Source organism: Clostridium sp. Marseille-P299 (assembly GCF_900078195.1).
Classification (GTDB): domain Bacteria; phylum Bacillota; class Clostridia; order Lachnospirales; family Lachnospiraceae; genus Lachnoclostridium.
Map to the genome: position 1 here is coordinate 2,164,588 of NZ_FJVE01000007.1, position 13,988 is coordinate 2,178,575.

At 32.8% G+C, this 13,988-nt stretch carries 13 protein-coding genes; 1 reads left to right on the forward strand and 12 read right to left on the reverse strand.

Annotation, left to right across the window (positions count from 1 at the left end):
- Positions 1 to 143 precede the first annotated feature (143 nt).
- From BN4220_RS17385 to BN4220_RS17440, 12 genes are all read right to left on the reverse strand, one after another.
- Positions 144 to 689: a hypothetical protein gene (locus tag BN4220_RS17385; protein WP_066719500.1), complete on the reverse strand. Its 546-nt coding sequence runs from the start codon at positions 687 to 689 to the stop codon at positions 144 to 146.
- On the reverse strand, positions 680 to 1,291 hold the full coding sequence (locus tag BN4220_RS17390) for a J domain-containing protein (RefSeq protein WP_066719502.1): 612 nt from the start codon (positions 1,289 to 1,291) through the stop codon (positions 680 to 682). Before BN4220_RS17390 ends, BN4220_RS17385 begins: the two co-directional genes overlap by 10 nt.
- An 81-nt stretch (positions 1,292 to 1,372) precedes the next feature.
- The gene (locus BN4220_RS17395) at positions 1,373 to 2,200 is read right to left on the reverse strand and encodes a DUF5685 family protein (protein WP_066719504.1); all 828 of its coding nucleotides are present in this window, start codon (positions 2,198 to 2,200) and stop codon (positions 1,373 to 1,375) included.
- Positions 2,201 to 2,379: 179 nt separating this feature from the next.
- Complete coding sequence (scpB, locus tag BN4220_RS17400) at positions 2,380 to 2,949, reverse strand: SMC-Scp complex subunit ScpB (RefSeq protein WP_066719508.1); 570 nt, start codon at positions 2,947 to 2,949, stop codon at positions 2,380 to 2,382.
- Between the two features lie 80 nt (positions 2,950 to 3,029).
- On the reverse strand, positions 3,030 to 3,812 hold the full coding sequence (locus BN4220_RS17405) for a segregation and condensation protein A (RefSeq protein ID WP_066719510.1): 783 nt from the start codon (positions 3,810 to 3,812) through the stop codon (positions 3,030 to 3,032).
- A gap of 9 nt (positions 3,813 to 3,821) precedes the next feature.
- The gene (locus BN4220_RS17410) at positions 3,822 to 4,460 is read right to left on the reverse strand and encodes a hypothetical protein (protein WP_066719512.1); all 639 of its coding nucleotides are present in this window, start codon (positions 4,458 to 4,460) and stop codon (positions 3,822 to 3,824) included.
- 148 nt (positions 4,461 to 4,608) lie between these two features.
- Positions 4,609 to 5,490, reverse strand: a complete 882-nt coding sequence (locus BN4220_RS17415) for a metallophosphoesterase (RefSeq protein ID WP_082812375.1) — start codon at positions 5,488 to 5,490, stop codon at positions 4,609 to 4,611.
- Positions 5,491 to 5,500: 10 nt separating this feature from the next.
- Positions 5,501 to 6,730 carry a D-alanyl-D-alanine carboxypeptidase family protein gene (locus tag BN4220_RS17420; RefSeq protein WP_082812376.1) on the reverse strand — a complete coding sequence of 410 codons (1,230 nt, stop codon included), beginning with the start codon at positions 6,728 to 6,730 and terminating at the stop codon, positions 5,501 to 5,503.
- Positions 6,731 to 6,849: 119 nt separating this feature from the next.
- Positions 6,850 to 7,413 (reverse strand): Ig-like domain-containing protein, encoded by a 564-nt coding sequence (locus BN4220_RS17425; protein ID WP_066719515.1) that lies wholly within the window; start codon positions 7,411 to 7,413, stop codon positions 6,850 to 6,852.
- Positions 7,414 to 7,495: 82 nt separating this feature from the next.
- Positions 7,496 to 10,345, reverse strand: coding sequence for an ABC transporter permease (locus BN4220_RS17430; protein WP_066719519.1), 2,850 nt, complete (start codon positions 10,343 to 10,345; stop codon positions 7,496 to 7,498).
- A gap of 30 nt (positions 10,346 to 10,375) precedes the next feature.
- Positions 10,376 to 11,080, reverse strand: a complete 705-nt coding sequence (locus BN4220_RS17435; RefSeq protein WP_066719522.1) for an ABC transporter ATP-binding protein — start codon at positions 11,078 to 11,080, stop codon at positions 10,376 to 10,378.
- A gap of 416 nt (positions 11,081 to 11,496) precedes the next feature.
- Positions 11,497 to 12,831, reverse strand: a complete 1,335-nt coding sequence (locus tag BN4220_RS17440) for a pyrimidine-nucleoside phosphorylase (RefSeq protein ID WP_066719528.1) — start codon at positions 12,829 to 12,831, stop codon at positions 11,497 to 11,499.
- A 197-nt stretch (positions 12,832 to 13,028) separates the two neighbouring features.
- On the opposite strand from BN4220_RS17440, the gene BN4220_RS17445 reads away from it, so the two are divergent.
- Positions 13,029 to 13,835 carry a Cof-type HAD-IIB family hydrolase gene (locus BN4220_RS17445; RefSeq protein ID WP_066719530.1) on the forward strand — a complete coding sequence of 269 codons (807 nt, stop codon included), beginning with the start codon at positions 13,029 to 13,031 and terminating at the stop codon, positions 13,833 to 13,835.
- The last annotated feature ends 153 nt before the right edge of the window (positions 13,836 to 13,988 follow it).

The window sequence follows — 13,988 nt, forward strand, 5'->3', positions numbered from 1 at the left end:
CATATTTTACACTCATATTATTAATCCATTGTTTGAGAATTGTTTCAGAATTGTTAATAGGCCAAAAACATAAAAATAGCTCTATCATCAGTAGTGCGTCAACGTAATATCCCACACACTATGAAATAGAGCTTTTAATAAATTTAACGAAAGAAATTCCTTCTAAATTTCAACCAATAATGAATCATAAAATAATCATATGCTTTATCATAAATAAAAAAGACAACTTGTCCACCTAAAAAAAACGCAATTGAAAGTAATAAATTTAAGTCTCTTGCAATAATAAGTTGTGGAAAGAATATAAGAATCGGAACAAAAATTATATTAAATAAACCAAACTTCAAGGCTATCAGTTGAAGTCTTTTTATTCTTGAAATATTTTCTCTGTTCTCCTTCCCTATCACTTTCCCACCTAGCAATTCTATTAACACAATATATAGACTAATTGCCCCATAGGTAATGCAGTACATTTTATTAGGTGCAAGAATAAAACTTAAGAATACACTTGCTAAATAAAATGCAACACCTAGTAACTTATTTGTCTCACGAAAGGCAATTCCAACAAAGAAGGATGCTGCCGCTAGCAAAAACAAGGTACTGGTTTCAATAATTCCACTTAAAACAGTAAGTACAACACTAAATGCTAATAATAGACCTAATAACGATAAATGCTTTGTGCTTAGATGCATGTGCACAGATCGCCTCCCATACATTCACAACAAGTATCTGCAATACATAGATTACAACATAAGTCACCAGTATCCATACCAGTTCTACCATATGTTTGCCCTGTAGTATTGTAACGAGCTCCGCCATATTGCAACTGATTATAAAAATTAACATATTCGCGGTTCATTGGTTCCATAGAAACAGCGGTTCTAGCATGGTCTAAAGCCAATATATTATTTCCAAGTCCAGCGTTAGCAATAGCACTTAAGTAAAACCATCTCGCATTTCTACTTGATATATTGTTAAGAAGTTGTACAGCATCTGTAAATCTTCTAGCATTAATATAACTATATACCTGTGCAAACTCTCCGGAATCACTTCCTTGATTGTAATAGGTATTGGAAGTAGTGCTTGAATAACCTCCGCCATTTTGTCGTTCATTCATGATTTGGTCATATGCTTCTTGCACCTCTTTAAACTTTTCCTCTGCAAGAGACGCAAGTGGGTTATCAATATAAGAATCTGGATGGTATTTTCTACTTAAATCGCGATATGCTCTTTTAACCTCCTCATCGGATGCATTTCTTGAAATTCCAAGTACCTGATATGGATCAGCTATCATACGGTTCGTCCCTTTCTCTTATCTTTCTAATAATACCGTTTACGATATTAAAATATAATATTTAAATTATAATGAAGAAGTTTACTCCTTCACACACTTTTGGCGAATTTTATCATACTTTGACCAAACGCCTGCATATAATATATTCCGAAGTATTTGCGCATCACGTAACAAAGGTAATTTTTCAAATTCCTTCGTACACTCTGCCATCATCATAGTAAGTATTTCTAATATTTTTTCCTCATAATCCTCTTGCTTTGAAATAGATAAGAGTGGATTATAACTACCATCCTTCTCATCTTTCGGCAAATCCTCATATGCATCCATAAGATAAATAAATTTACCTAAATAAAATCCCATTTTTCTTAATGTATTACTAAAATGATCTTCCTTATATACGAACATTTCACCCATCAATTCACCAAAGCTGCGTGAAACAATATCTAAATTCGTTTCCTTTTGTTTTTCACAAATACTTAACTGCTGCAAACATTGTTTAATTACATTACATTGCCGCTCATAGTTTTTCTCTACACGCTTGTAGTCTCTTTGAAGCAAAACTGCTCCCGTTTTTTTAAGAACATTTTTGTCGTCATTCCAATCATCTAACATCTTATGATAACTAAGAGCAATATTCATATCTGCAGCATATTCTGTTATTTCATTTTGAAGCATCGCATGTTTTGTCGTTGGATGCGCTAAACAACGGTGTTTTTCACAAGTTGTTTCACTTTCATACAAAGAACTTAGCAGAATAATTAAAAATGTCATATCATAAGTTAACGTCATCTGACCAAAACGTCCAAAACGATCTTTTAACGTATTACATAAACCACAATAATAAGCTTTATATTCGTAATACTCTTTTACCTTTAATTCTGGTTTATTTATATTAATATAGCCAAACATTCGTCCCTCCGTGATATGTGCTTTATTTATTATAGCAGTTAAAGGACTATAGTCTAGTACTTTTACACAATTTTAATAAAGATTTAAGTTAAATTTGATTAGAGAGCAAAACAATATTCCACTCTATCATAGTAAATGTATAAATTAATTATCACTCAAATTATTTTCTTATTATGTTATCAAATATCTAACTTAAGTTGAACTTCTTCCTCTGCTTCTAACTTAAAGTCTTCCACTTTTTCAGGGTTTATCATCGGTAAATCCCCTAACGAAGTAATACCAAAGCTTCTTAAAAACTCATCGGTGGTACCAAATAAAATCGGTCTACCAGGTGCATCCATACGTCCAACTTCACAAACTAAATTATACTCGACTAACTTATTGACAGCATGGTCGCTCTTAACTCCACGAATCCCTTCAATAGCTTGTTTCGTAATTGGTTGTTTATAAGCTATAATAGAAAGTGTTTCTAATAAAACATCAGTTAATACATGTTTTTTAGGAACATGCGCTATTTTAACAAGGGTCTCATACATAGAAGCCTTCGTGCATAGTTGAAATGAATTATTTAATTCAATAATCTGAATACCACGATCATATGCCTCATACTTATCCATCATATTTCGAATAATTTTTCTCACGGTATCTTCATCATGTTCCAATGCAGAGGCAATTCTCTCTAATTCTACGGCTTCTCCCATAGTAAATAAAATTGCTTCTATCATGGCTTCTAATCTTTCAATTTCCATACGTAATCCTAACCTTTCTTAAAAGAATTACTCCTTTACTAAATAGTAAATTACTTTATAGTAAATTACTTAATCGTAAATTATTCCATAGAAAATTCGTCCACGGATGCAACATCATCTGCAAGATATTCAATGTAAATATCATCAAATAGCTCTTTTTGAACAATTTCAATTCGTTGCATTTTCATTAACTCCAGAATTCCTAGAAAGGTAACAACGATTTCCATCTTATCCGCTTGACGTTCAAGAAGACTGCGAAAGCTGAAGGTCTTATGTATTAGACCATATTCTTGTATTTCAAGAATCTTCTCTGCTAAATTAATCTCTTCTCTCTCGATTCTACCAAACTTACTTCGAATCGGATCTATCTTATCTTCTTGCCTTTTCATTACAGATTTAAAAATTGCATGCAATTTTGCAAGAGTTAAATCCGACAATAAAGAAGGGATATCTACTTCTTCCTTTATATCCGCAATTTCCTCTGGAATCGAACTTTCTTTAAATAACATAAGTTCTGCATCTAATTGCTTGTCCTTTAGTTCATATGAAATGAACTTAAACATTTTATATTCCAGTAAGCGCTCTACAAGTTCTTGTCTAGGGTCAACCTCTTCTTCCTCCTCTTCCTTTTTCGGTGCAGGAAGAAGCATTTGTGATTTAATTCTAAGAAGCGTTGCTGCCATAACTAAAAATTCACTCATGACATCTAAATCTTTTTCGTCCATACCACGAATATACTCTATGTACTGTTCCGTGATTGTAACAATTGGTATATCATAAATACTGACCTTATTTTTATCAATTAAATGAAGTAAGAGGTCAAGTGGACCCTCAAAAGCTTCTAACTTAACAGGAATTCCCATATATATCTCCTATCCCATAAATAATCCAAATATAGTGGAACTGACTGCATTCATTAATCCAAGTAACACTGTAAATAACCAAACCATTTTAATTAAATAATCCGCACGTATAATCGTGAAGAACTTTATTGGTGATGCTGCCGCAACTAATAATCCCATATCGAATGCAACGATTGGAAATAAATTGGTTAATAACATTCCAATGCTTATTATAGCATAGCAAGACAAAAAATAGATTAAAAATTCGAACGCGAATGATGATTTTGCAGAAATTATTAGTTTAGAATTTAACCCAAATCCAAATCTTAATATACTGGTACTTATTAAAAATTGTAATAATAAGGACAATAACCCAGTAATGCCTAAAATACGACTTACTTTCTTATCTTTGATTCGATAGTAATATGGCTTAGAAAATCCAATATGCAAAATACCACAAAAAAGAAGTCCGATTGGGTCAATGTATTGATGTAGCTTCCATATTTTCTGGGCTGGTAATTGTGATTTTTGTTCTAATGTTTGATCTTCTATGCTTTTTTGTTTCTTATCTAATAATTGATATAGAAAAGCCTTAGGGAATTCGTGTAAAATCATTATTACAATTCCTGCGAATAAACTTGCAACTAATACAATTAGAATTTCTCTCATGAATTAAGTAACCTTTCTTTTTTCTTCCTCAATAACTAACTGTTTCTTGCTTTAGTATACACAAGAATGTCCTGGAACCAAAACGATTCCGGGACATTCTTTTTTGGCATAACACTATTATTATACCACTCTTTTTATTTTGTGAACACTATTTTTTCTTTAATTGCATACAGATAAGTTCAGGGCGATTAAATACTCGCACCGGTATTGTATGCGTCCCTAAGCCTCTGGACAATAACATAATCGACTTATTATGAGTAAATATACCCGCATCATACTTTGGAAATATCTCATATTGTGGCGAGATTACTCCACCTATATAAGGGATACGCATAATACCACCATGCACATGACCAGATAAAACAAAATCTGCTCCCCACTCTGCGTAGGTTTCAAAATAATTTGGCATATGTGCAAGTAGTATTTGATATCCTTTGCTACTTGCTGGTCCAACAAGCTCATTCATATCACGTTTATCTAAAGGAACTGGTTTCCCACCCTTATGATAAAACATAAGTGGTAGATTTAATCCTGTAATTTGTAACTTATCCTTATCCTTTTCTATGATAATACTATCATTGTCAAGGTAACAAACACCTTGCTTTTTTATATCGGATAAATAATTAGAAAATTTATAAGTTCCTTGTAAATCCGTATGGTTCGATTCAAAAATTTCCAATTTTAACTCATGATTACCAGGAGCATAATACACTGGGTAATTATCACTTAGTTCTTTTAATAAGTTTAACGCTGTATCCAGCTTCTTAGGCTCCCTCGCTATGATCATATCTCCTGCTATTAATATCGCATCAGGTTTATATGCATGGATATGAGCAAGCAATCGTTTATTATCCTTACCATAACTATTATTATGAAGATCGGTTAAGAAGACGAATTTCATACCATCAAATGCTTTTGGTACCTTTTCCTGCTCGATTAAATAGTTTGTAATTGCGAGATTTTTATTTTCAAAGATTAAATATACAATGCCAATCGCAATAACGATTAGGATTCCTATGATTAGCCCCATTCTTTCTCCTTTAGAAGTATTTAAATATAAGTTTCATAAAATAATCTACATATCCGGCTTTTCCTACAGGTGAAGAAGCTACTAATGGAAGAGTTCCAATTTCATTACCATTATAATAATATGTAATTTGCCCTACCACATCGTTTTCTTTAATTGGAGCGATGCATTCAGGCATAACTTTTATATCCTTTGTAATATCTGCTGGATTCATGCCATTTGTACATAAGTAAGAAAAAGTTCCATTCACTTTTGTAGGCACTTCATCGATATCGCCTTTTTTAACGAATACGTTAGGGAAAACGAGACCTTCTCCCGTATCCTTATAAATACTGCAATTTGCGAATCCATAGTTTAATAGTTTCGTAGCTTCTGCAAATCGAGTTTTTGTATCAGGCGCAGCCATTACAACTGCAATTAAGTCCATATTATCTCTTCTAGCTGTTGCGGATAAACAATATTTTGCTAGACCTGTAGATCCAGTTTTTAATCCTGTAATTCCTTGATAGGATTTAATTAATTTATTTGTATTGGTAAGTCCAAATTCGGATTGACCTTTTTTTGTAGTGTGTATAAAAGTGTCCATCCATACGGTTGAATAATTACTGATCTGCGGATGATTCATAATTAATTCTTTTGACATCAATGCAACATCCATAGCACTTGTATAGTGATTATCCGTATCTAGTCCATAGCAGTTTACAAAATTCGTATTCATCATACCAAGTTCTTTGGCGCGTTCGTTCATCTTTTTCACAAAAGCTTCTTCAGAACCTGCGATTAACTCAGCCATAGCTACGCTTGCATCATTTGCGCTCGCAATGCTAATGCATTTTATCATTGTATTTACATCCTGTGTTTCAAATGGTTCAAGGTATACTTGAGAACCACCCATAGAAGCAGCATGTTCACTAACTGGTACAGAATCCGTTAAGGTAATCTGCCCCGATTCAATTGCTTCAAATATTAACAATAAAGTCATAATCTTAGTAATACTTGCTGGTCGTAATTCTTGATTTGCATTCTTTGAATAAATGACTTTACCAGTGGAACCTTCCATTAATACAGCCGCTTGTGCTGTTATATCAATTTCAGATTCATTCGCAATTGGCGTCACATCCGTATTTGAGATTTCATATTGAATCGTAGAAGCAAATACTTCCATGCAACTCATAAGAAGTAACACACAGGTAAATGACAAAGCCAAAGCTACTTTAACATATCTTTTAATGAAGTGTTTCATAAACCACCCAACGCAACTTAATTACTAATATTTTAGTCAAGTAGTCGTAATTTTATGACAAGTAATAGCAGAAACATGTATACAAAATTATAGTTGTATTACTATAACTTCTCATTCCACTATCTTACAACAACCTTACACTTCATCTCTCTCCCATAGGCCTTAACAGTGATGGTGGCACTTCCCTTACTAACAGCAGTAAGCTTTCCAAATCGTGATACCTTTACAACGCTCGTATTACTGCTATAATAACGTTCTTTTAAAACACAACCTCTAACATTTAACCACTTCTTATCGCCTACGGATAATTTTAAGGAGGAATAATTCAGCGAAATGACACGAACTCTACACCTTAATACTTTCCCCTTTACATGAACATTAATAAAGCAAAGTCCAGGCCTTTTCGCTGTAACTTTCCCAAGATCATTTACAAATGCCACCTTGAAATCAGTAGATTTATAATTAACACGTACGTTTACATTCTTGACGTAGATTCGTTTACTTTCACCTTTTATAAGCACCAAATCATAATCGTTTAAATAATTGCCGAATACAGGGTAATAGAGCTTGGCACGATAATAAATCGAAGTCCTTGGAATGATATATTTCATTAGTACAAGTATAATGAGACCAATTATGATAATTCGAAAAACATTCCCGAATATCTTTTCTGATTTTCCCAAAGTAATCCCTACTTAACATTGTACGTCTTACTCTACTATATGCAATCATTATTGATTTCACACATTATTTTATTTCTCGCTGTTATTCTACACTCTTTAATGATTCAATCATATTAATTTTCTTTAATTTAAAATACATTACAATTGAAATTATAATTGAAAATAGTAATGTTAATAGCCCACTATAAAGGAAACTAACACCTTTTATCAATCTACCAAACATCATTTCTTCCACTTCACATGTCACGATAACGAATCGATGCAGTACAACACCAAGTACGATACCAAACAAGATACCAATCAAAGTAAGAAGTATCGTTTCACGCATGACATAGGAATTCACTTCTTTATCATAAAAACCTAGAACCTTTAAGGAAGCTAGCTCTCGCTTTCTTTCATTAATATTAATATTGCTAAGGTTATAAAGTACGATAAATGCTAATAAACCAGCACAAATGATTAATACATATACGATAATATTTAAGCTTTGAAGCATTTCATCAATTCTTTGTTGAAGGGAACGAATGGATGATATTGATACGATTGACTCGTTCTCATTTAGCAATTTTGTAAACAATTGTTCTTCCTGATTTTCATCTGCGTAACTATGCATGATAAAAGCCTCATTATAGCTAACTTCTTTTCCATAAACCTTTTCATATAACTCAGGTGTCATATAAATATAGTGGTTTATATAGTTTTCAGTGATAGCATCTACTGTAATATCCACCTTAGTAAATTCATCTATGCTAAGAGAAATCGTATCACCTTTTGAAACATCCAATACTTTTGCAAGTTTCTCAGTTAAGATAACCCCATCATTTGAAATATGGTACTGTTCCTTACTTACTCGGTCTCTAAAGATAAAAAATGTCTCAAAATCATTGGTAGAATCAAGTACAATTAAAGAAGCCGATTTTGTGATATCTTCCTTGGAAAGATCCACAACACTCTCTAAGGATAATGCAGCATTATCAATTGCTTCATTGTTACGAATATTTTGTATAAATGTTTGTTTATCTTCATCACTTAAATCACTTTTTAAAGTTGCTGTAGCATCCGCCTTCAAAAGCTGTCCATATTGAACATCTGCCATAACTCCTATGGAATCTTTTACACCATAACCTACGAGCAACAATGCCATACAGCCTGCAATACCAATGACTGTCATTAGCAAACGTTTTTTATAACGAAATAGATTTCTAAGGGTTGATTTTTGAGTGAAATTTAAACGTTTCCAAATAAAAGGCACGCGTTCTAATAGAATCCTCTTGCCCACTTTTGGAGCAACTGGACGCATTAATTTAGCAGGTTCTGATCTTAATTCTTTATAACATGCGAAATAAGTAGCAATTGTTGTTGTAAAGATTGCAATACCACCAGCCAAAATTGCATTTCCAATTCTGTATGGATAAATTCCATATGGTAAATTACTATATAAAATTTTATATGCAGTAACAACAATGTATGGAAATACTTTTTGTCCGATTAATACACCAATGATACTTCCAGTAACTGTTGCCAAAAGCGCATATAAAATATATTTAGCTGCAATGGATGATTTACTATATCCCAATGCTTTTAATGTTCCTATTTGTACACGCTGTTCATCTACCATACGTGTCATTGTTGTAAGACAAACAAGTGCTGCTACAAGGAAGAAAATTGCAGGGAATACTTCTGCAATTGCTTGCATACGTTCTGCATCACTTCCATAGGAAACATAGGACTCAATTGTATTACGATCTAGAACATACCATTCTGGATTTTCTAATTTGCTTAATTGATCCTCCGCATCTTTTAATTCTGTCTCTTTTTCTAGAAGTTCTGCTTCTGCCTTTTCAAATTCCTTATTTGCTTCGTCTATTTTTTCATTTAGTTGTGTTTTTTGTTTCTCTAATTCCGCTTCTTGCGCACTTATCTGAGCTTCTTGAGGTGCTAATAAACGATTTACATCCGCTTCACTATAGCTAATAGCATATAGCTCTGCTTTCTTCTCTTCTAAGGCATCTCTTAAGTCTTTTACTGTACTTTCAAAACTAGCCAAGTTCTCTTTTGCCGAATCAAATGCTTGTAACGCATCTTCTTTTTCTTTATAAAAAGTGTTCTTAGCATTCTCAAGCTCTTTTTTACCATCTTCTATTTCTTGTAATGGCTCTGCTACAAGTTCCTGATATCGTATATCTAGCTGAGCATCTGCAATTGCTTCTATTTTAACTTTTGCTTCTTCAATAAAATCTTCATACTCTTTCGAATAAGTCATGAATTCTTTGCTACCATCAATAGTTACGTATGCTTCTTCATATGTATCAGAAACAAAATTTTCTTTCGGTAAAACGATAAAACTATTAATCTTACCATTGCCAATGGTACCATTTCCCCTAGAAAAAGTTAGATATCTAGAATCTTTAATACTACCAACAATTATAAGTTCCACTTCATTAAAGGTATCGGATAAATCAGACTCATCCCCCGATTCCATCGTTATTTTATCCCCAATTTGAAATCCTGTGTTTTCTAAAAACATAGTATCAACGATACATTCATTATTTGCTGTTGGTATTCTACCATCCACTAAATATGATAGATTTATAGAGTCATTCATTGAGTAAGTTCTTACAACGATTTCACTATCACCTAAATTAAGTAACACATCTTTGGTATGTGCAGCTTCAACCTCTTTGACACCATCAACTTTTGCTATAGCCTCGATATCACCATTAGTTAATCCCAAGGTACTAATAACACGAAAGTCCATCATGTTCATGTCATCATAATAGGTATCCGCAGTTAATTCCATATCGCTTCTACATACACGTAAACCAGCAAAAAATGCGACTCCTAATGCAACAATTAATAATATAGAAATAAATCGATTATATGTTTTTTTAATCTCAATAAAAAAATCCTTATGCAATGCACTCTTCTTCATGACAACCTCTTTCTAATGTAACTTACGAAACTACCATTCAATGGTTTGTACATCCACTGGGTGTTCATTTTTAACACATTCTGACACTTTACCATTCTTAATTCGTATCACTCGGTCAGCCATAGGCGCAATTGCAGAGTTATGTGTGATTACAATAACGGTCATACCTTGTTTTCTGCATGTATCTTGTAATAATTTTAGAATTGCTTTTCCTGTGTTATAATCAAGTGCACCTGTTGGCTCATCGCATAATAACAACTTTGGATTCTTTGCCAATGCTCTTGCAATGGATACTCTTTGCTGTTCTCCACCAGATAATTGAGCTGGGAAATTATTCATTCTTTCCTCAAGACCAACATCTTTTAAAACACTTTCTGCATCCAACGGGTCTTTGCATATTTGAAGTGCTAACTCAACATTTTCTTTTGCTGTTAGATTTGGTACTAAATTATAAAATTGAAATACAAATCCAATATCATTTCTACGGTAGGTGGTTAGTCTTTTTTCATTATACTTGCTGATATCTTCTCCATCTACAATGATAGAACCAGTATCGCAAAAATCCATACCACCAAGGATATTAAGAACCGTTGTTTTACCAGCTCCACTTGGACCTGCAATTACAACAAATTCTCCCTTTTCAATATCAAAACTTATTCCGTCTGAGGCATGTATCTCTACTTCGCCCATTTTATAACTTTTTTTAACCTCGCTTACACTTACATAAGATGACATAATAATAACCTCTTTCCTTAGAGCTTTCATACAATACCAAAATTTTGTATTTCGTATAATTGTTTATAACATTTAAAATTCTAAAAATCCTTTATCTAAGCATATTATAGCAAAGCCATTTTAAAACAGCAAATTAGTTTTTTATAAACAATTAACAATATTTTATAAATTGATGATTAAAAATTATGATGTAACCAATTGAATTCTTTTGAATTTATAAAAATACATCCATTTATTAATTCATATATTTTGTAATTTAACGAATATCTCAATATAAAATTAGAACTTAGAATTAATTACATAAGCTATCCTAGGAAAGAGGTCTTTTTTATGTCTTTTTCAGGTCTGTTTTTAGGTCTATTTTAGGTCTGTTTTTAAGTCTGCTTTTAAGTCTGCTTTTTAAGTCTGTTTTTAATCTAATCTAAACCATATGGTCTATAGCCATCTCTTGATACAACTCCATACACATGTTTTGGTGCTTTTATTGCTTCTTTTGAAATTGTATATGCATTTTCAAAACGTTCAATTGCGGCTTTTAACTTTTCTTCATCGTTGGCATAAAGGGTTGCGATCTTTGTTCCAACCTCTACACGATCACCAATCTTTTTGTGTATCTTCATACCTACACTTAGGTCAATTACGCTATCTTTCGTTTCACGTCCGCCCCCTAATATTAAGGAAGTCATACCAATTTCATCGGTGTGGAAGTTCGTAACATATCCAGCTTCTTTTGCTGTTACCTCATAAGTAAGGCTAGCCTTTTCAAATAGATCGGTGTCAAATACAGCTCTTTCGTCTCCACCTTGTGCTTTTACAAACTCAGCAAACTTATTTAATGCAGATCCATCCGCTATTGTTCCAAGTAGCAATTCTCTTGCTTCTTTTTCTGAGCTTGCACGTTTTGCTCCTATTAGCATGTAGGAAGCTAACGTTAAAGATGCATCTAGCAAGTCTTCTGGACCATTGCCCTTTAATGTTTCAATTGCTTCAATTACTTCAAGATTGTTACCAACAGAGATACCTAGTGGTTGATTCATATCCGATATCACTGCATAGGTTTCTCTTCCTACTCCATTTCCAATGTCAACCATTGTTTTAGCTAATTCAAGACTGCCTTCAAATGTCTTCATAAAGGCGCCACTTCCTGTTTTTACGTCAAGAACGATTACATCTGCTCCAGATGCTAACTTCTTACTCATAATGGAACTAGAAATTAATGAAATATTATCAACAGTCGCCGTAACATCTCTTAGTGCATAAATCTTTTTATCCGCTGGTGCTAAGTTTGCAGTCTGTCCATTTATCGCTAATTTCAACTGATTTACATTATTAATAAACTCTTCTTCTGATAAGGAAGTTGAAAATCCTTTAAAACTTTCTAACTTATCTATCGTTCCACCAGTATGGCCAAGTCCTCTGCCTGACATCTTGGCAACTGGCACCCCAAGTGCTGCTACCATTGGTCCTATAATTAGAGATGTTTTATCGCCGACTCCACCTGTGCTATGTTTGTCCACTTTAATTCCATGAATTCCTGATAAATCTAACATATCACCACTATGTGCCATAGCCATTGTAAGTGCAATTGTCTCTTTTGTATTCATCTCTTTTAAGCAAACCGCCATTAAAAATGCTGACATTTGATAATCTGGAATTGTACCATCTGTATATCCATTAACAATAAACTCAATTTCACTTTCTGTGAGTTCTTCGCCATTCTTCTTTTTATAAATTAAATCATACATTCTCATATGCTTCTTCTCCTTTACCGAAATATATCCATAATGTAACGTTATGATACCTTAGTATACATAAAATATAGAAGTATAACAAGGTGACAAATAAATTTCTTATTTCATATTTTAACAAATGTTACTATCCCTAAAACTTGACAAAAAGCTTTAAATAAGGATACTATATAGTAATTAAAAATAAAGGAGTATTTGCATTGGCATACGAAATATTAGTTCTCGACATTGATGGTACTTTAACCAACTCAAAGAAAGAAATTTCACCAAAAACACTAGAGGCAATTCTAACAATTCAAGAACGAGGCCATACGGTTGTTTTATCTTCTGGACGACCAACCCCTGGTATTACTAGGTTAGCAAATGAGCTTAAATTATCAAACTACAATGGTTTTATTCTTTCTTACAATGGTGGAAAAATAATAAATTGCAGTACAAATGAAATCATATATCAAAAACTTTTAAACAAGGACTTAATTCCAAGTCTTTATCATGATGCAATTGAACATAATATTGGTATCATGTCCTATGAAAATGACTACATTATAGCCGGTACACCAATTGATCAATATATGGAGCTTGAATCTAGGATAAACAATATACCAATTAAAAAAGTAGATAATTTTATCGATTATATGAACTTTGATGTAAATAAATGCATTATGACAGCAGATGGAACATACCTTGAAACAATTGAACCTATTATAAGGGAACGTTATAAAGACACACTAAATGTATACCGTTCTGAACCATTCTTTCTTGAAATCATGCCTCAAAATATCGATAAAGCTTATTCCCTTGGAAAATTACTTGATCACTTGGGATTATCAAAAGAGCAAATGATAAGTTGCGGGGATGGTTATAATGATTTAACAATGATAGAATATGCAGGAATGGGCGTTGCTATGGCAAATGCAAGGGACGTAGTGAAAGAGGCTGCTAATTTTATCACTTTATCCAATGATAATGATGGTATTGCCCACGTTATACACGAATTTATGTTATAATGGATACTAAATTATGTTAATAAAGTTCATTGACAAATCCCTTTAAAAAGTTATAGAATACATGTACCCGTTTATAATAATACATTTAAAGTACGTAATTGGATTACAACTATTTGTTTTAAAGGTTTTATATACCTGCTATTTTCTTATTAC

What these genes read in the sequence shown, in the direction of transcription:
- BN4220_RS17385 (WP_066719500.1), bottom strand. Translation starts at nt 689, where the DNA reads ATGCATCTAAGCACAAAGCATTTATCGTTATTAGGTCTATTATTAGCA.
- BN4220_RS17390 (WP_066719502.1), bottom strand. Translation starts at nt 1,291, where the DNA reads ATGATAGCTGATCCATATCAGGTACTTGGAATTTCAAGAAATGCATCC.
- BN4220_RS17395 (WP_066719504.1), bottom strand. Translation starts at nt 2,200, where the DNA reads ATGTTTGGCTATATTAATATAAATAAACCAGAATTAAAGGTAAAAGAG.
- scpB (WP_066719508.1), bottom strand. Translation starts at nt 2,949, where the DNA reads ATGGAAATTGAAAGATTAGAAGCCATGATAGAAGCAATTTTATTTACT.
- BN4220_RS17405 (WP_066719510.1), bottom strand. Translation starts at nt 3,812, where the DNA reads ATGGGAATTCCTGTTAAGTTAGAAGCTTTTGAGGGTCCACTTGACCTC.
- BN4220_RS17410 (WP_066719512.1), bottom strand. Translation starts at nt 4,460, where the DNA reads ATGAGAGAAATTCTAATTGTATTAGTTGCAAGTTTATTCGCAGGAATT.
- BN4220_RS17415 (WP_082812375.1), bottom strand. Translation starts at nt 5,490, where the DNA reads ATGGGGCTAATCATAGGAATCCTAATCGTTATTGCGATTGGCATTGTA.
- BN4220_RS17420 (WP_082812376.1), bottom strand. Translation starts at nt 6,730, where the DNA reads ATGAAACACTTCATTAAAAGATATGTTAAAGTAGCTTTGGCTTTGTCA.
- BN4220_RS17430 (WP_066719519.1), bottom strand. Translation starts at nt 10,345, where the DNA reads ATGAAGAAGAGTGCATTGCATAAGGATTTTTTTATTGAGATTAAAAAA.
- BN4220_RS17435 (WP_066719522.1), bottom strand. Translation starts at nt 11,080, where the DNA reads ATGTCATCTTATGTAAGTGTAAGCGAGGTTAAAAAAAGTTATAAAATG.
- BN4220_RS17440 (WP_066719528.1), bottom strand. Translation starts at nt 12,831, where the DNA reads ATGAGAATGTATGATTTAATTTATAAAAAGAAGAATGGCGAAGAACTC.